The 16,351-nt window shown below is 60.7% G+C and carries 20 protein-coding genes; 16 read left to right on the top strand and 4 right to left on the bottom strand.

Going from position 1 to position 16,351, the window contains the following annotated elements; translation table 11 throughout:
• The first annotated feature begins 204 nt into the window (after nt 1-204).
• From L901_RS24475 to L901_RS24465, 3 genes are all read left to right on the top strand, one after another.
• Nucleotides 205-642, top strand: a complete 438-nt coding sequence (locus tag L901_RS24475; RefSeq protein ID WP_003521098.1) for a VOC family protein — start codon at nt 205-207, stop codon at nt 640-642.
• Nucleotides 643-645: 3 nt separating this feature from the next.
• Entirely contained in the window at nt 646-1,320 is a 675-nt protein-coding gene (locus L901_RS24470; RefSeq protein ID WP_059760840.1) for an HAD family phosphatase, read from the top strand.
• 129 nt (nt 1,321-1,449) lie between these two features.
• Nucleotides 1,450-1,827, top strand: a complete 378-nt coding sequence (locus L901_RS24465) for a hypothetical protein (protein WP_059760838.1) — start codon at nt 1,450-1,452, stop codon at nt 1,825-1,827.
• Nucleotides 1,828-1,881: 54 nt separating this feature from the next.
• On the opposite strand, the gene L901_RS24460 is transcribed toward L901_RS24465, so the two are convergent.
• Nucleotides 1,882-2,187 (bottom strand): MazG nucleotide pyrophosphohydrolase domain-containing protein, encoded by a 306-nt coding sequence (locus L901_RS24460; protein ID WP_003521095.1) that lies wholly within the window; start codon nt 2,185-2,187, stop codon nt 1,882-1,884.
• Between the two features lie 154 nt (nt 2,188-2,341).
• On the opposite strand from L901_RS24460, the gene L901_RS24455 reads away from it, so the two are divergent.
• Entirely contained in the window at nt 2,342-3,121 is a 780-nt protein-coding gene (locus L901_RS24455) for a sulfite exporter TauE/SafE family protein (protein ID WP_059760837.1), read from the top strand.
• Nucleotides 3,122-3,152: 31 nt separating this feature from the next.
• On the opposite strand, the gene pdxH is transcribed toward L901_RS24455, so the two are convergent.
• A complete protein-coding gene (gene pdxH / locus L901_RS24450) occupies nt 3,153-3,773 on the bottom strand; it encodes a pyridoxamine 5'-phosphate oxidase (protein WP_003521093.1) in 621 nt (206 codons plus the stop codon).
• 56 nt (nt 3,774-3,829) lie between these two features.
• On the opposite strand from pdxH, the gene L901_RS24445 reads away from it, so the two are divergent.
• From L901_RS24445 to L901_RS24430, 4 genes are all read left to right on the top strand, one after another.
• Complete coding sequence (locus tag L901_RS24445; protein ID WP_059760835.1) at nt 3,830-4,279, top strand: RT0821/Lpp0805 family surface protein; 450 nt, start codon at nt 3,830-3,832, stop codon at nt 4,277-4,279.
• A gap of 211 nt (nt 4,280-4,490) precedes the next feature.
• Nucleotides 4,491-5,606, top strand: a complete 1,116-nt coding sequence (locus L901_RS24440) for a DnaJ C-terminal domain-containing protein (protein ID WP_059760830.1) — start codon at nt 4,491-4,493, stop codon at nt 5,604-5,606.
• 131 nt (nt 5,607-5,737) lie between these two features.
• Nucleotides 5,738-6,556 carry an enoyl-ACP reductase FabI gene (gene fabI / locus L901_RS24435; protein ID WP_003521090.1) on the top strand — a complete coding sequence of 273 codons (819 nt, stop codon included), beginning with the start codon at nt 5,738-5,740 and terminating at the stop codon, nt 6,554-6,556.
• A 30-nt stretch (nt 6,557-6,586) separates the two neighbouring features.
• A complete protein-coding gene (locus tag L901_RS24430) occupies nt 6,587-7,180 on the top strand; it encodes a histidine phosphatase family protein (RefSeq protein WP_059760828.1) in 594 nt (197 codons plus the stop codon).
• 251 nt (nt 7,181-7,431) lie between these two features.
• Here the strand turns inward: L901_RS24430 and L901_RS24425 are convergent, their stop codons facing one another.
• The gene (locus tag L901_RS24425; RefSeq protein WP_003521088.1) at nt 7,432-7,692 is read right to left on the bottom strand and encodes a DUF1344 domain-containing protein; all 261 of its coding nucleotides are present in this window, start codon (nt 7,690-7,692) and stop codon (nt 7,432-7,434) included.
• A 448-nt stretch (nt 7,693-8,140) separates the two neighbouring features.
• Between L901_RS24425 and aroC the strand changes: the two genes are divergently transcribed.
• Together aroC and ribB are read left to right on the top strand one after the other, a co-directional pair.
• Nucleotides 8,141-9,235: a chorismate synthase gene (gene aroC / locus L901_RS24420; RefSeq protein WP_059760826.1), complete on the top strand. Its 1,095-nt coding sequence runs from the start codon at nt 8,141-8,143 to the stop codon at nt 9,233-9,235.
• 93 nt (nt 9,236-9,328) lie between these two features.
• Complete coding sequence (gene ribB / locus L901_RS24415; protein WP_003521085.1) at nt 9,329-10,429, top strand: 3,4-dihydroxy-2-butanone-4-phosphate synthase; 1,101 nt, start codon at nt 9,329-9,331, stop codon at nt 10,427-10,429.
• A 271-nt stretch (nt 10,430-10,700) separates the two neighbouring features.
• On the opposite strand, the gene L901_RS24410 is transcribed toward ribB, so the two are convergent.
• Nucleotides 10,701-11,897 (bottom strand): winged helix-turn-helix domain-containing protein, encoded by a 1,197-nt coding sequence (locus L901_RS24410; protein ID WP_059760824.1) that lies wholly within the window; start codon nt 11,895-11,897, stop codon nt 10,701-10,703.
• 112 nt (nt 11,898-12,009) lie between these two features.
• Here L901_RS24410 and L901_RS24405 point away from each other — a divergent pair, with 112 nt between their 5' ends.
• The 6 genes from L901_RS24405 (at nt 12,010) to L901_RS24380 (ending at nt 16,293) form a co-directional block, all read left to right on the top strand.
• The gene (locus L901_RS24405; RefSeq protein WP_059760878.1) at nt 12,010-12,690 is read left to right on the top strand and encodes an energy-coupling factor ABC transporter ATP-binding protein; all 681 of its coding nucleotides are present in this window, start codon (nt 12,010-12,012) and stop codon (nt 12,688-12,690) included.
• Nucleotides 12,687-13,292, top strand: a complete 606-nt coding sequence (locus tag L901_RS24400) for an energy-coupling factor transporter transmembrane protein EcfT (protein ID WP_059760822.1) — start codon at nt 12,687-12,689, stop codon at nt 13,290-13,292. The genes L901_RS24405 and L901_RS24400 overlap by 4 nt, the downstream gene beginning before the upstream one ends.
• Before the next feature lie 31 nt (nt 13,293-13,323).
• The gene (locus L901_RS24395) at nt 13,324-13,887 is read left to right on the top strand and encodes a biotin transporter BioY (protein ID WP_059760820.1); all 564 of its coding nucleotides are present in this window, start codon (nt 13,324-13,326) and stop codon (nt 13,885-13,887) included.
• A gap of 25 nt (nt 13,888-13,912) precedes the next feature.
• Nucleotides 13,913-14,848, top strand: coding sequence for a histone deacetylase family protein (locus L901_RS24390; RefSeq protein WP_059760818.1), 936 nt, complete (start codon nt 13,913-13,915; stop codon nt 14,846-14,848).
• Between the two features lie 2 nt (nt 14,849-14,850).
• The gene (locus L901_RS24385) at nt 14,851-15,105 is read left to right on the top strand and encodes an exodeoxyribonuclease VII small subunit (RefSeq protein ID WP_003503059.1); all 255 of its coding nucleotides are present in this window, start codon (nt 14,851-14,853) and stop codon (nt 15,103-15,105) included.
• A 264-nt stretch (nt 15,106-15,369) separates the two neighbouring features.
• Complete coding sequence (locus tag L901_RS24380; protein WP_059760816.1) at nt 15,370-16,293, top strand: pirin family protein; 924 nt, start codon at nt 15,370-15,372, stop codon at nt 16,291-16,293.
• The last annotated feature ends 58 nt before the right edge of the window (nt 16,294-16,351 follow it).

Here is a 16,351-nt window from a genome sequence, read left to right as displayed (position 1 = left end):
TAAACCACAATACGTCCACACAAGGCCGGAATGACGGCAGAAAGAGTCGCAACCGCACTGAGCCTCTCGCCGCCCTGTCAGCCCATAACCCCGCACATGGCTGCCATGATGAGGTTTCCTCTGGCATGCGGCCGGGAAGACGGTAAGATCATCCCTTATGGCAGGCCCCTCCTCCCACCCCGGGCCTGCGCGGCAAAGGAGACCATGACCATCATACGAAATGCCCTCGTTCCTGAACTTGCCGTCAGCGACTGGCAGAAAAGCCGCGCCTTTTATTGCGACCTGATCGGTTTTCATGTGGTCTATGAGCGCCCCGAGGAGGGTTTCACCTATCTGGCGCTGGGGGATGCCCAGCTGATGATCGACCAGATCGGCGCGACCCGGACATTCGTGACGGACAATGCCGCGCTCGAATTTCCGCTCGGTCGCGGCATGAACCTGCAACTCGCCGTTCCCTCCCTGCAACCGATTCTCTCCCGGCTGGAGCGATCCTCCATCGACCTCGTCATGCCGCTGGAGGAAAAATGGTACAGGCGCGGCACGGTCGAAGTGGGCAACCGGCAATTCATCGTCGCCGATCCGGACGGTTATCTGATCCGCCCGTTCGAGAGCCTCGGCGAACGCCCCTTCCGGTTCGGTTAAGCCATGCTGCCTTTTCTTCCGCAGGCCGTGGTTTTCGACATGGACGGATTGCTGATCGAGAGCGAGAGGCTCTATCGCGATTCATTTCTGGCTGCCTCGGATGAAGGCGGCCACGGAATGAAGGTCGAGACCTATCAGAAGGTCTGCGGCAGCCCGTGGGACGTCATCACCGGCACCATCTTTGCCGATTATGGTGCGGATTTTCCCATCGACAGCTTCCGCGACGCCTGGCTCCGGCATCTTGGCGTGATGATGGCGGAGGGCGTGGCGCTGAAGCCCGGTGTCATCGACATCCTCGATCTGCTCGACCGCCTCGATATCCGCCGCGCCATCGCCACCTCGTCGCGGCACGATTCGGTGACGCGCCATCTCGGACCCCACGATCTTCTCAGACGTTTCGACACCATCGTCGCACGCGGCGACTATACCGAACCGAAACCCGCACCCATGCCCTATCTCACCGCAGCCCGACGGCTTTCCCTCGATCCGGGCCGCTGCCTTGCGCTGGAGGATTCGTACTCAGGCGTGCGCTCCGCGACATCGGCGGGCATGATGACGATCATGGTGCCGGACGTGGCGCCGCCGACCGAGGAAATGCGGGAGAAGTGCATTGCCGTTGCAAGCGACCTGCATGCGGTGGCCGGCCTTCTGCAAAAGGCGCAGCCCGTAACGAGATGAAAAGCGGGCTGAAAATGCGGAGAGGCGTCACATGTCCTTAGCCATCCCGCTTCACGATGAGGCTCATCTCGGCTGTAACGCCGAGATCGGCCGAGCGCCTTTGTCGGCGCATCCATAAGCGGGGTGATCATGCCGCCTTTTGCCGTGTCGCTCGTAACGCTGATACTGCTGGTTCTGTCCCTATTCCAGATTGCCCTTGCAGCCGGTGCACCCTTCGGACGCCTTGCCTGGGGCGGTGCACACCGGGTGTTGCCGGTCCGGCAAAGGATTGCCAGCGCGTCGGCTCCGCTTATTTATGCCTTTTTTGCGTCCTTTCCGCTGCAAAAGGCGGGTTATGCAGACATCTGGCCGTCCGGCTGGATCGAACCCGGCCTCTGGATCATCGCCTGTTATCTGGCAGTGAGCGCTGGATTGAACGCAATGTCGAAAAGCCGCCCGGAGCGGCTGGTGATGACGCCTGTGGCTGCCGTTCTTGCGATCCCGTTCTTTATCGTCGCCCTCTCCTAGCCGCATCGCCAGAGGCGCGATACCTCAAGGATCAAGCCGCCGTTCGGCGCATCGTCAGGCTCCCGGCTTGAAACGCCACTTACGCTCGATCGCTCCTTCAATATCGAGACCGTTATAATGGGCCAGCAACAGCACATGGCCGAGCAGATCGGCGGTTTCGTCGGCCAGATCCCGCTTCATCTCCTCTTTGCTCCTGCCCTTGATGCGCCCCCGTCCTGTCAGCCGATTCCAGGCCTGTGTGACCTCGCCAACCTCTTCCTGAAGCTTTAGCATGTACCAGTCCGGGTCGCGGAATATTCCGTTTTCAGCGGCATATTTTTGCGAGGCCTCTTCAAACCGAGGCATCATGTCAGCAAACATTTGTTCATCCTTTGTTCATGCGCTACAACTCTAATCATGATTCTCTGGCGGCGTCGACCCGTCAGGGCGTCACGCAGCCATGAACTGAAAATTCCGCGACATGTACATGCAAGCGGGATAGAGAAAAGATATTCGAACAACCGTGCCGTCACCCATGATCTCTCTCGATTTTTTCTCATCGCTCGTCACCGCGCATAGTCCGATGCTGCTCGCCATGTTTGCGGGCGCCGCCTTTCTCGCCGGCCTTGCCCGCGGCTTTTCCGGTTTCGGTGCGGCGCTCATCTTCATCCCGCTCGCAAGCGCCATCGTCGGGCCGCGTGTCGCCTCGGCAGTGCTGCTGGTGGTGGACGCCGTGCTGACGCTCGGCATGATACCGCCCGCATGGCGCATGGCGGACCGGCGCGAAGTCTTCATCATGGCGGCCGGCGCCTTTGTCGGCGTGCCGCTTGGAACCATGCTGCTTTCCAACGGCGATCCGCTGACGCTGCGCTGGATCATCTCCGCCGTGGTCGTGATGCTGCTGTTGTTTCTGCTTTCCGGCTGGCGTTACAGCGGCCGGCCGAAGACGCCGCTGACCCTCTTTACCGGGTTTCTGGCCGGGCTGTTTTCGGGGGCTGCGCAACTGGGCGGTCCGCCGGTCGTCGCCTATTGGCTCGGCGGCGCCCTCAAAGGCGCCTTCGTGCGCGCCAATGTCATTTTATATTTCGCGATCTCGACCGTGATCTCCACCGGCAGCTATTTTGTCAGCGGCCTGTTCACCGCCGATGTCTTCGTCTTTTTCCTGCTCGCCCTGCCCTTTTACGGGGCCGGGCTCTATGCCGGCGCGCGACTGCACGGGCTTGCCGACGAGGCGGCGTTCCGGCGCATCTGCTATGGGCTGATCGCCATCTCCGCCGTCATCGGACTGCCGCTGTTCGATTCGCTGCTGAAATAGGCAGGCCGTAAATGGCCTGCCCTGACCGCCCTTACGGATACATGCGGACCTTGGACCATGCACCGTCAGGCGTCTCGCGGCGGAATTCGATGCGGTCGTGCAGGCGGAACTTGCGGTCGTGCCAGAATTCGATGCTGAGCGGCCGGATGCGGAAACCGGACCAGTAGGACGGGCGCGGAATATCGCCGATGGCATATCTGGCGGTATATTCCGCCACGGCCTTTTCCAGCGCGAAACGGCCTTCCAGCGGCCGAGACTGCTTGGAAGCCCAGGCGCCGATGCGGCTGCCGCGCGGGCGCGAGGCGTAATAGATATCCGCCTCCTCGTCGCTGACGATCTCCACCTCGCCGCGCAGGCGCACCTGTCGCCGCAGGCTTTTCCAGTGGAAACACATGGCCGCTTTTTTCTGGCCGAGGATCTCCTGGCCCTTCTGGCTTTCGAAATTCGTGTAGAAAACAAAGCCGCGGTCGTCGACGCCTTTCAGCAGCACCATGCGCACATTCGGCAGGCCATTTTCGTCCACGGTGGCAAGCGCTACCGCGTTCGGATCGTTGATTTCGGAAGCCGTTGCATCCTTCAGCCATTCGGCAAAAAGCGTGAACGGTTCATTTTCTTCCGTGAAGTCACTGGATGTTAACCCCGTTTCCGACATATTGACTAAAATGCTCCCGAGCTGATTTGGACCCCAGAGATGATCTCTGGCGAAAGATGGTGACCGTCATAGCAAAGTCGAACAGTCGAACAAAGAGCCTCCTTTCGTCGGTAGCGGAAGTTTCCGCCGTCGTGTCAATGCTTGTGGTGCTGAGCGGCTGCGTCAGCCTCGACCTGTTCGGCGGCGACAAGGTCGACCGCTCGCTTTCCACGGCCTCCATTCCCAACCAGCCGAACAATGCGCCGCAGACGGACGATGCGACGATCCGAAATGCGGTGACGTCGGCCGATCTCGCCAAGCTCGCCGACCAGCCGCTGCCCTGGGCCAATGCCGCCACCGGCAGCGCCGGCGTCGTCACCGCCATTCACGAAGACAAATCCAGCGGCTTCGTCTGCCGCGATTTCAGGACGACGCGCCACTCCTTCGAGGGCGTTGCGAGCTATTCGGGACAGGCCTGCCTGTCGGAAACCGGCGAATGGCTGCTGACCCGCTTCGAGCAGAAATAATCTGTTTACCCTTAAATATGGAATAGAGCCGGCCCGGGCGCGGCGCGCTTCCTCCGTAAAGGAGTGATTAGCAACTTATTGCAACAGTCGTCGTTGATTAAACCGAGGGCGTGCAGGCGAATGATCGCGGGCATCCCTTTTCGGAGGGGTTAGTTTCAGGATTGCGCCATGAAGGGCGGCAGCGCCTGAGCCAACGTAACTGGTGTTTCGCATGCGCGATCCATATTCGATCCTCGGCGTAAAACGTGACGCCCGCCACGAGGAAATCAAGGCCGCCTGGCGCACGAAGGCGAAAACCGTCCATCCGGACGCCAATCGCGACGATCCCGACGCCTCGGCGCGATTCGCCGAGATCGGTCAGGCATACGATCTTCTCAAAGACCCGAAAAAGCGCGATCTCTACGATCAGGCCCGCAGGGCGGCCGAAAAGAAACAGCGCGGCGAAACCATCATGCAGCAGCGGGAAGCCGCGCGCGAGGCTGCCGAGCGCGCCAAGGCCGCTGAAAAGCTGATGGAGGAACTGGCCCGTGCGGACGCCCGCAACCGGGCGCAGACCGGCCAGAAAACCGACGCCAAGGCGGAAACCGCCGAAGATATCGTCGAACGGATTTTTGGTGCCGAGGCACAGAACGATCCCAAGGTGCAGCAGGCGGCCGAAGCGGCAAAGGCTGCTGCGGGCGCCGCAAAAAGCGATATGCCGGGTGCCGGCGAGACCGCGCAGCCCGGCGCAGGCGATGACAGGACAGCGCCCGCATCGCTCGCCGCCAATCTTTTCAGCGCTCTCGTGCGCCGGTTCCGCACGCAGCAGCCGGCTCCCGAAAAAGCGCCGGACATCACTGCGGAGGCCACCGTCACGGTCGCCGATCTGCTGGAACACAAGTGGGTGACCGTGTCGCTTGCCGACGAACGCGAGGTTCGCTTCCAGCTCGAAGCCGGCATGACCGACGGACACGTGGTGCGACTGAAGGGACAGGGGCTGAAGCTTCCCAACATGGCGCGCGGCGATCTTGCCGTGACTTTGCTGACCGCCCGTGACGACGCCTTTTCCCTTCGTGGCTTCGATATTCACACAACGCTGCCGATCTCGCTCAGCGACGCGGTTCTGGGGTGTGAAACGAAAGTCAGGACACCACTCGGTGAGGAAAACATTACCATTCCGGCCTGGTCCGGCTCGGACCGTGTGCTGAGGCTTACCGGCAAGGGCCTCGCCGACGGCAAGGGCGGACAGGGCGATCTCGTCATCGAATTGCGCATCGTTCTCTTGGAAAAGCCGGATGAAAAGGTGACCGACCTGATGCGGCACATGCGCGAAGGCCTTTATTTGTGAAAGTTTTGCGAATAGCCGGGACAACGCACCCTTTGTTACGCTCCCTAACAGTTGATGATCTTTGGCAATCTTGAACAGGATTGCAGCCTATGCCATAGGCAGGACCGATCAAAAGTACTAGGGAGCATAAAATGGCTCAGGCATCCGGCCTCATGGCTGGCAAACGCGGCCTCATCATGGGTGTCGCCAATAATCGTTCCATCGCTTGGGGCATCGCCAAGGCCTGTGCCGACGCGGGCGCGGAAGTTGCGCTGACCTGGCAGGGCGACGCGCTGAAGAAGCGTGTCGAGCCGCTGGCGCAGGAACTGGGCGCCTTCATGGCCGGTCACTGCGATGTGACCGATCTCGAGACGATCGATGCGGTTTTTGCCGGGCTGGAAAAGCACTGGGGCAAGATCGACTTCGTCGTGCACGCCATCGCCTTTTCCGACAAGGACGAGCTGACCGGCCGTTACCTCGATACCAGCCGCGACAATTTCAACCGCACCATGGACATTTCCGTCTTCTCGCTGGCCGCCGTTGCCAAGCGCGCCGAGCCGGTCATGAATGACGGCGGCTCGATCATCACGCTGACCTATTACGGCGCGGAAAAGGTCATGCCGAACTACAACGTCATGGGCGTGGCCAAGGCTGCTCTCGAGGCCAGCGTGCGTTATCTCGCCGTCGACCTCGGCAATCGCGGCATCCGCGTCAACGCCGTTTCCGCCGGCCCGATCAAGACGCTTGCAGCTTCCGGCATCGGCGACTTCCGCTATATTCTGAAGTGGAACGAATACAATGCGCCGCTGAAGCGCACCGTTTCCATCGAGGAAGTCGGCAAGTCGGCGCTGTACCTGCTGTCCGACCTTTCGACCGGCGTGACCGGCGAAATCCACCATGTCGATTCCGGTTACCACACCATCGGCATGAAGGCGGTGGATGCGCCTGACATTTCGGTGGTGAAGGACTAAGCCTGAAAAGTGTAAGAACGGGGTATCGCCTTGCTCGTCTATGTGATCCGGCACGGACAAACGGACTGGAATGCGATACGCCGGCTTCAGGGCCAGAAAGACATTCCACTCAACGATTTCGGCCGCCAGCAGGCGGTCGGTAACGGCAAACTGCTTGCGCATCTGCTGGGAGAACAGGCCACGGATTTCGACTACGTGGCAAGCCCGCTCGGGCGCACGCGCGAGACCATGGAACTGATGCGCGGCGCGATGGGCCTCGATCCGAAGGCCTATCGAACCGACGATCGCCTGATCGAAGTTTCCTTCGGCGACTGGGAAGGGCAAACCCTGCCGGAGCTGAAAAAAGAGTTCCCGGACCGGGTGAAAGCGCGCAAGGCCAACAAGTGGGATTTCATTCCCCCCGGCCAGGATGCCGAAAGCTATGAAATCCTCTCCTGGCGCATCGGCGCATGGCTTTCCTCCGTCGAAGTTCCGACGATATGCGTCTGCCACGGCGGCGTCATCCGCTCGATCTTCCGGCTGGTCTCCGGCATGGACAAGGACGAGGCGTCGCGAACGCAAATCCCGCAGGACCAGATTTTGAAGGTCGAGATCGACAGGAACAGTGCGGAGTGGATTTGGTGAGGGATCACGGAGTGCAATTCTCCGCGTCGTCCTCCTAGAGATACTTGTATATTGGCAGAGCGGACGCAGCGTGTTTCTTCTCCCCGCCGGGGAGAAGGTGGCCCGAAGGGTCGGATGAGGGGGCAACGCCAGCGATAGACTCGCACCCTTGCCCCCTTATCCCGCTGCCGCGGACTTCTCCCCGACGGGGAGAAGAAACAAGAGGCATCCGCTCGTTTCACAACGGAGGTTTTCGCGTGAGGGGCTGGTGCTTACTGCACGACCTGAAGATCGTCGACCACGCGTTTCCCATCCACTTCCGTGTAGAAAACCACGACCTTCACGCCCGCTTTCAGGCCTTCGAAATTGAACTCTTCCGGCACGCGATAGGTCTTGCCGTCGTTGAGCGTAATGCTCAGCCCATTCGCGTCGATCTTGCTGATCGTGCCTTCCACGTCGACGCTCTGGGCGTAGCCGTTGATGGGCATCAGGAGGTTGGCGGTGGCCAGAAGGGCGGCAATCATCATACGCATCGATCTAGCTTTCGTGGATTTGCGTGAAAACCTTACATGCATGAAGAATTGCCTTTCGAATGTGGCGGAAATTGCCCGCAACCATGACATTTTCGGCCCAATTGATGAACGGATTTGGGATCGTGTTCAAGCCGTTAGTGATTTTTACACCGCATTTCCCGGCAATATTGGAAAACTCCGGATTAACGTGGAAAACGACGGCGCTTTTACATTTTCGTCATTTCGAAAACGTCTCCGGCGGGTGCGAATCGCCCCATTGCCCTCATCCCCGTGCTGCCCCAGAAATAAGGGCACGGACATGCGGGTCTCCAGTCAGGACGCCGTGTCCTGCACTTATACCGCCGCAGCGAAAGAAAGGCTTTTGCCTTGCCCGGATTTTCCACTAAGACAAATCCGCTTGTTTTAAACGGCGCTCACCGCAGGCGCCCTGTTTTCCGGTTTTGAAAATATGTCGCATAACAGTTTCGGTCATCTTTTCCGCGTTACCACCTGGGGAGAAAGCCACGGGCCTGCACTTGGCTGCGTGGTGGATGGCTGCCCGCCCGGCATTCGCTTCACCCTTGCCGAGGTGCAGCACTGGATGGACAAACGCAAACCGGGCCAAAGCCGTTTCGTGACCCAGCGCCGCGAGGATGACATCGTCAAGGTTCTCTCCGGCGTGATGCTGGATGAGGACGGCGAGACGATGATAACCACCGGCACGCCGATTTCCATGCTGATCGAAAATACCGACCAGCGCTCCAAGGATTACGGCGAGATCGCCAAGCGTTTCCGCCCCGGCCATGCGGATTTCACCTATGACCTGAAATACGGCATTCGCGACTATCGCGGCGGCGGACGTTCTTCCGCACGCGAGACGGCGGCGCGTGTCGCCGCCGGTGCGATTGCCCGCAAGGTGGTGCCGAGCCTCAATGTGCGCGGCGCGCTGGTGCAGATCGGCAAGCACAAAATCAACCGCAACAACTGGGATTGGGATCAGGTCGACCAGAACCCGTTCTTCTGCCCGGATGCGGCCATGGTGCCGGTGTGGGAAGAGTATCTCGACGGCATCCGCAAGGCGGGGTCCTCCATCGGGGCCGTCGTCGAAGTGGTGGCGGAAGGGGTTCCGGCCGGTATCGGCGCGCCGATCTATGCCAAGCTCGATCAGGATATCGCCTCCAGCCTGATGTCGATCAACGCCGTCAAGGGCGTGGAGATCGGCGAAGGTTTTGCCTCGGCCGAGCTTTCCGGCGAGGAAAATGCCGATGAGATGCGCATGGGCAATGACGGCAAGCCGATCTTCCTCTCCAACCATGCCGGCGGCATTCTGGGCGGCATCGCGACCGGCGAGCCTGTCATCGCCCGCTTCGCCATCAAGCCCACTTCCTCCATTCTGACGGAGCGTCTTTCCATCGATACCGACGGCAACAATGTGGATGTGCGCACCAAGGGCCGCCATGACCCCTGCGTCGGCATCCGCGCCGTGCCGATCGGCGAAGCGATGATCGCCTGCACCGTTGCCGACCATTATCTGAGGGATCGCGGCCAGACCGGCCGCCGGTAGAGGACCGAAAAGTGCGAAGCGGTTTTCGGAAAATCCGATACCGAAACAAAAACGGAGAGCAACGTGCCGTTGCTCTCAAATAAGGGGATCGCCATGGCCTATGACCAGAAACGCGTCGTGGACGCCATCCGCGCTTTCGAAGCCGGTGAAATCGTTGTCGTGACCGATGATGACGACCGTGAGAACGAAGGCGATCTGATCATTTCGGCGGTTCACTGCACACCGGAGAAAATGGCGCTGATCGTGCGCCACACCTCCGGCATCGTCTGTGCGCCCATGCCGCGCGAGGAAGCCAAGCGGCTGAACCTCAACGCCATGGTGGCGGAAAATGACAGCGCGCATACCACGGCCTTCACCGTCAGCGTCGACTTCAAGCACGGCACCACGACCGGCATTTCCGCCGATGACCGCACCCTGACGGTGCGCAACCTTGCCAATCCGAATGTCGGCGCTTCCGATTTCACCCGGCCGGGCCACATCTTCCCGCTGATTTCCCGCGAGGGCGGCGTCTTGATGCGCTCCGGCCATACCGAAGCGGCGGTCGATCTCTGCCGGCTCGCCGGCCTTCCGCCCATCGGCGTCATCAGCGAGCTGGTGAATGACGACGGCACGGTGATGCGCGGACCGCAGGTGCTGGATTTCGCCGAAAAACACGGCATGAAGCACGTTTCGGTCGCCGATCTCATCGCCTATCGCCAGCGCAAGGAAACCCTGGTGGAGATGGAATCCTCCTTCACCATCGAAACGCCCTTCGGACCCGCCAAGGCGCAGACCTATTCCCTGCCCTGGGACCCGATGCAGCATATGGCGGTGATTTTCGGCGATATCAGAGACGGCATCGACATTCCCGTGCGCCTGCACCCGGAAAATGTCGCCGACGACGTGTTCGGCGACCGCCAGCCGGTTCGGCATTACATGCAGAAGATCGCCGAAGAAGGCCGCGGCGTTATCGTCTATCTGCGTGAAGGCTCCGTCGGCGTCGGCCAGGTGGCTGGACGCCGCAAGGCCCGCGATCCGGATGAGGCGCATGCGCAGGCCCGTTCGCGCGAAAACGAATGGCTGGAAATCGGCCTCGGCGCGCAAATCCTGAAAGACCTCGGCATCAGTTCCATCAAGCTGATGACCACCCGCGAGCGGCATTATGTTGGCCTTGAAGGCTTCGGCATCAAGATTTCGGCGACGGATATCGGGTGATTTGAGGGCTTCTGCCTAGCTTCAAAGGGCTATCGTGAGGCGAGCGGGTTCCGCTTGTTTCTTCTCCCCGCCGGGGAGAAGTCCGCGGCAGCGGGATGAGGGGGCAAGCTCTCCGCATATCTCTGCCGTCGCCCCCTCATCCGACCCTTCGGGCCACCTTCTCCCCGACGGGGAGAAGAAATATGCTGCAAGGCCGTGTGACGATGCCGCATCACGGATGAGTAACGTCGCGTCTGGATGCCCCGTCTCTCAATCACCCGAGCGACCGACCTTATTTTTCCTCCCGCCACCCATCCAGATAGTTCACACTCTCAACCCCGGTAAACTTCGCCAGCCTCACCAGTTCCGCGTCGAGCTTCTCCAGCCGACCGGCCGAAGCACGCACGCCGGGCTCCAGCCACAGGCGGCGCACATCCAGCGTGCCGCGCTTGCGATCCGCCTTCATGTCGATGCGGCCTATCAGCCGATCACCCTCCAGAAGCGGGAAGACATAATAGCCATATTGCCGTTTCGGCTCGGGCACGAAGACCTCGATGCGGTAATAGAAGCCGAACAGCCGCTCCGTGCGGTTTCGGTCGCGCAGCAGCGGATCGAAGGGGCTGAGGACACGGACGCGGGCGGAGGGTTCCGGCACGTCTGTCAGGTCGGCGGTGAAATCGGCAAAGGCAAAAGACGGGCGGGCATTGTCTCCATCGCTGGAGAGAAGCGAGACCTCGCAGAGTTCATCGCGATGGCTTTTGACCCAGTCCCTCGCCTCCTGCGGGGTGACGAGATCGAAAAAGGCGGCGATTTCGCCATGGGTGGCGAAACCCAGACGCTTCAGCGCCTCGCGGCAGGCCCAGTCGACAAATTCGGCGTGTTCTACCTCGGTTTCGTGATGCTCGCCGGGAATCACCCGTTCGGCGAGATCATAGACCTTCTGGAAGTTCACGCGGCCGGCAATCGCGAGCTTGCCGGTGTGCCAGAGATATTCGAGCGCGGTCTTGGAGGGATGCCAGTTCCACCAGCCGCCGGACTGGTGCCCCTCCTCCTTCAGCTCCCGCGCCAGAACCGGACCGGTGGCCGCAATGCGCTCCAGCGTTTCACCGAAAGCCGCATCGAAGCCCTCGCCGTGCCATTTGCGCCAGCGCTCCTGAATAATCGGCTCGCGGCGGCGAAAACGGTGTTTCCAATAGGGATAAAATTCCGTCGGCAGGATGGAGGCGTCATGCGTCCAGTGTTCGAAAAGCGCCCGGTCCTTTTCCAAAAGCGTGGTCAGGTGGCCGCGCCTGTAGGTCTGGTTGCGGGAGAAAATAATCTGGTGGTGGGCGCGCTCCACCGTGCCGATGCTGTCCACCTGCACAAAACCGATATCAGTGATGAGCTGCAGCAGGTCACTCTTGGAAAGCGCCTTGCCGGGCGGAGAGGAAAGCCCCTGCCGCGCCAGAAAAATCCGCCTTGCCGCTTCGTTCGAAACCTTGATCGCCATGACGCAGAAGGTAGAACGGCTTTTTCGCGATTGCAATGTTCTTTTTTTGTTCCTTGTTTCACTTCTGTTGATGACGGGGTATAGAACCGGAAAAGAGCGCGAGGATGTAAGCTTGGAAATCCGTTTTAACGCCGCCGGTGTCGCTTTCGAGGGTCGGCAGGCCCTGCAGCCGCTGTCTGTGACATTGACGGAACGGCGCATCGGCGTGATCGGCCTCAATGGTTCCGGCAAGACCACCTTTGCCCGGCTGATCAACGGGCTGAACAAACCGAGCGAAGGCAAGGTTTCGGTGAACGGTCTCGACACCGTGAGCGACGCCAAGGCGGTCTTGCAGGCGGTCGGCTTCATCTTCCAGAATCCGCAGAACCAGATCATCCTGCCGATCGTGCGCGACGATGTCGCCTTCGGTCTCAAGCGGCTCGGCCTCGGCAGAGCGGAAACCGACGCCAGGGTCAAAGCCGTCCTTGCCCGGCTCGGCATTCCTCATCTGGAAGACCGGCGCGCGCATGAGCTTTCCGGCGGCGAATTGCAGCTGGCGGCGCTGGCGGCGCTTCTGGTCACCGAACCGCAAATCCTCATTCTCGATGAGCCGACCAACCAGCTCGATCTCAAAAACCGAGCCACCGTGGAAAAGACCATGGCGGCGCTGTCGCAGGCGCTGATCGTCATCACCCACGATCTGCCGCTGGTTGCGGGTTTCGACCGGGTGCTGGTTTTCCATGAAGGCGCACTGGTGGCCGACGCCGCACCCGAAGAAGCGGTAGCGCGCTATCTGGAGGTGGCATCGCGATGAAATCGCTGCATGTCGAAGGCACTGGCTGGCTCTACCGCGTCTCGCCGCGCCTCAAGCTCGTGACGCTGATGGGTTTCAGCATCGCATTGTTCCTCACCCGCGATCTGCTGGTTCTCGCATCCGCGACGGTTCTGGCCGCCCTTATTCTGGGCGCTACCCGGCTGCCCTTCAAGGACATCGGCCTGCGGCTGCGGCCGGTGATGCTGACCATCTTCCTCGTCGCCGCCTTCAGCTACCTGCTGCTTCCGGCCCATGATGCCAGCATCAATCTTTTGCGGCTGACGGCGCTGGCGCTGCTTGCCACCGCCGTCACCATCACCGTCAGCATCTCGCAATTCATGGACGAGATCGCGCTTGCCGCCGCCCCGCTGGAAAGGCTGGGGCTGGTGAAGGCCGCCGATATCGGGCTTTCGGTCGGGCTCGTCGTGCGTTTCGTGCCTGAAATCGTCAATCGTTACCATGCGGTGCGCGATGCGCACCGGGCGCGTGGCCTGCCCGTGCGGATGGCCACCATCATCGTGCCGCTCGTCATTATGACGTTGAAGGATGCCGATGCCATTGCCGACGCCATTGACGCGCGCGGTTTCAGAGGCCAAAGCTGACGGCCAGATAACCATCCGGAGTTTCCGAGCCATGACGACCCGCGACCTTGTGCTGATTTCGCTGTTTTCCGCCATCATCATCGCACTCGGGCTTCTGCCGCCGATCACGCTCGGTTTCATCCCCGTGCCGATCACCGCGCAGTCGCTCGGCGTCATGCTGGCCGGTGTCGTGCTGGGCGCAAAGCGCGGTACGCTGGCGGTTCTCCTGACGATCCTGATTGCCGCCATCGGCCTGCCGGTGCTTTCGGGCGGACGCGGCGGCCTTTCCATCTTCACCACGCCGACCACGGGCTTCCTGATCGGCTGGATCGCGGCGGTTTTCGTCACCGGCACGCTCTCGGAAAAGCTCGTCAATCGCGGCCAGTCCGCTCTAACACAGGGCATCGGCTTTTTCGTCGCGAGCCTGATTGGCGGCGTGGTCGTGCTTTATGCTTTCGGCATCACCTATCTGGCGCTGGTCGTCGGGCTCGGTTTCGAAAAGGCCTTCATGGGTTCGCTCGCCTTCATTCCGGGCGATGCGCTGAAGGCCGTGCTCGCGGCCCTTGCCGGCCGCGCCGTGATGGCCGGTTATCCGCTTCTGCCGCAGCGCGTCTGAACAGACTTTCTTCGGGAGGAAAAGAATGGCGACGCGTTTATACGAACATCCGATCTTCCTCGAGCATATCACGCCATCCGGCCACCCCGAGCGGCCGGACCGCCTGCGGTCGCTGAACATCGCGCTCGAACACCCGAATTTCGAGCGGCTGGAACGCAAAGAAGCGCCGCAGGCCAATGAAGATGCCGTACTGCTGGCGCATCCGGAGGAGCATCTGCTTGCCATCATGCGGCAGATCCCCGAAGAGGATGGCGAGATCAACCGCGTCGAGGCCGACACCTATGTCTCGCACAAAAGCCTGCAGGCGGCGCTGACAGGCATCGGTGCGGCCATGGCGGCAGTGGATGACGTGTTTACCGGCGCTGCCGACAATGTCTTCGTCGCTGCCCGCCCGCCCGGCCACCATGCGGAAACCGCAAAGGCCATGGGCTTCTGTCTTTTCAACAATGTGGCGATTGCCGCCCGCCATGCGCAGAAGGCGCACGGCGCGGAGCGCGTCGCCATCATCGACTGGGACGTGCATCACGGCAACGGCACGCAGGATATCTTCTGGAACGACACGTCAGTGCTGTTCTGTTCCACCCACCAGATGCCGCTTTACCCGTGGAGCGGCGACAAAAACGAAACCGGCGTGAAGAACAATATCGTCAACGCCCCGCTTTCGCCCAACACCGGCAGCGAATATTTCCGCGAGGCCTTCAAATCCCGCGTGTTGCCGGCGATTGCCGATTTCTCGCCCGATCTCATCCTCATCTCCGCCGGTTTCGACGCGCATCACCGCGATCCCTTGGCGCAGATCAATCTGGTGGGTGAGGATTTCGACTGGGCAACGGGCCGGCTTCTGGAAATGGCGGATAAATACACATCGAACCGGGTCGTCAGCCTGCTGGAAGGCGGTTATGATCTGGAAGGGCTGGCGGAATCGGCAGCCATGCATATTTTGAGAATGATGAAGGGTTGAACATGACGGAAAATGCCAACACAGCCGATGTCAGCGGTTATTCCTTCGAAAAAGCCGTCGCCGAGCTGGAAAGCATTGTCGCACGCCTGGAACGCGGAGACGTGGCGCTGGACGAATCCATCGCCATCTATGAGCGCGGCGAAGCCCTGAAGAAGCATTGCGAGACGCTGTTGAACGCCGCCGAAAAGCGAATCGAGAAGATTCGCCTCGACCGTGCGGGCAAGCCGCAGGGCGTGGAGCCGCTGGACGGCGAGTGATTTTCCCCTTCCTCATTCCTGTGCTTGTCACAGGAATCTAGTCAGACCAAGTCCTTGGGCTGAAAAGACTCTTATCGCCGCGCAGACGCGCGTCGGCTGGATTCCTGTGACAAGCACAGGAATGAGGGAGGCTGTAGGTAAAGCCGCGTTCAACTCTCTCCCACGCAACCGGTGACAATGCACAAACATAGCGTTCGACATCCCGATACTCCCCCTCTCCGTCCGTTATGCTAAACTCCCGTCAGACGATACGAGGAGCTTGCGATGTCCTTCTTTCCCGGTAACGATCCCGTCGCGGGTGATGCTTTTGCCTGCGACGCCATCGAGAACCTCATCATTCCGCGCACGAGCGACATTGGCGGCTTTGCCGTGCGCCGTGCGCTGCCGGCCCGGCAGCGGCGTCTCGTCGGCCCCTTCATCTTCTTCGACCGCATGGGCCCGGCGATCCTGAAGGCCGGCGAGGCACTCGACGTCAAGCCGCATCCGCATATCGGGCTTTCCACCGTCACCTATCTGTTCGACGGCGAAATCAAGCATCGTGACAGTCTCGGCACCGAGCTTGTCATCCGCCCCGGTGACATCAACCTGATGACGGCCGGGCGCGGCATCGTGCATTCGGAACGCACGCCGGAAAACCTGCGTGGCCACCCGCTTTCCATGTCCGGACTGCAGACATGGCTTGCGCTGCCGGACCATATGGAAGAAATCGACCCCGCCTTTGCCCATACGGCCAGGGAAGACATGCCGCTGATCGATATCAAGGGCGCTACCGGCCGCGTGGTGATCGGCGAATTCGAAGGCCTCACCTCCCCCGTTTCGGCCTTTACCGATACGCTTTATGTCGATCTTTCGCTGGAGCCGGGGGTAAAATTTCCCTTCTCCGCCGATCATGAGGAGCGGGCGATCTATATTCTGTCCGGTTCGCTCGATGTGGCGGGCGATATCTTCGCCGCCGACCAGCTGCTCGTCTTCCGGCCGGGCGATGACATCACGCTTCAGGCCGGCAGCAATGGCTGTCACATCATGATCTTTGGCGGGGCGGCGCTCAATCAGCGCCGTTACATCTGGTGGAACTTCGTTTCGTCATCAAAAGAACGCATAGAGCAGGCCAAACAGGAGTGGAGAACCGGACGCTTCGATATCGTTCCCGGCGACGAAGAAGAGTTTGTCCCTTTGCCGGAAGGTTGAAATTCTATAGAAGTGTACGACATGCAGGAATGGACCGTCGGCTTTCCCGATGAAAGCC

It is taken from the genome of Agrobacterium sp. D14 (genome assembly GCF_001526505.1).
Lineage (GTDB): Bacteria > Pseudomonadota > Alphaproteobacteria > Rhizobiales > Rhizobiaceae > Agrobacterium > Agrobacterium leguminum.
Note: the sequence above shows the minus strand (reverse complement) of the source record. Positions and strands in the feature narration are given on the sequence as shown.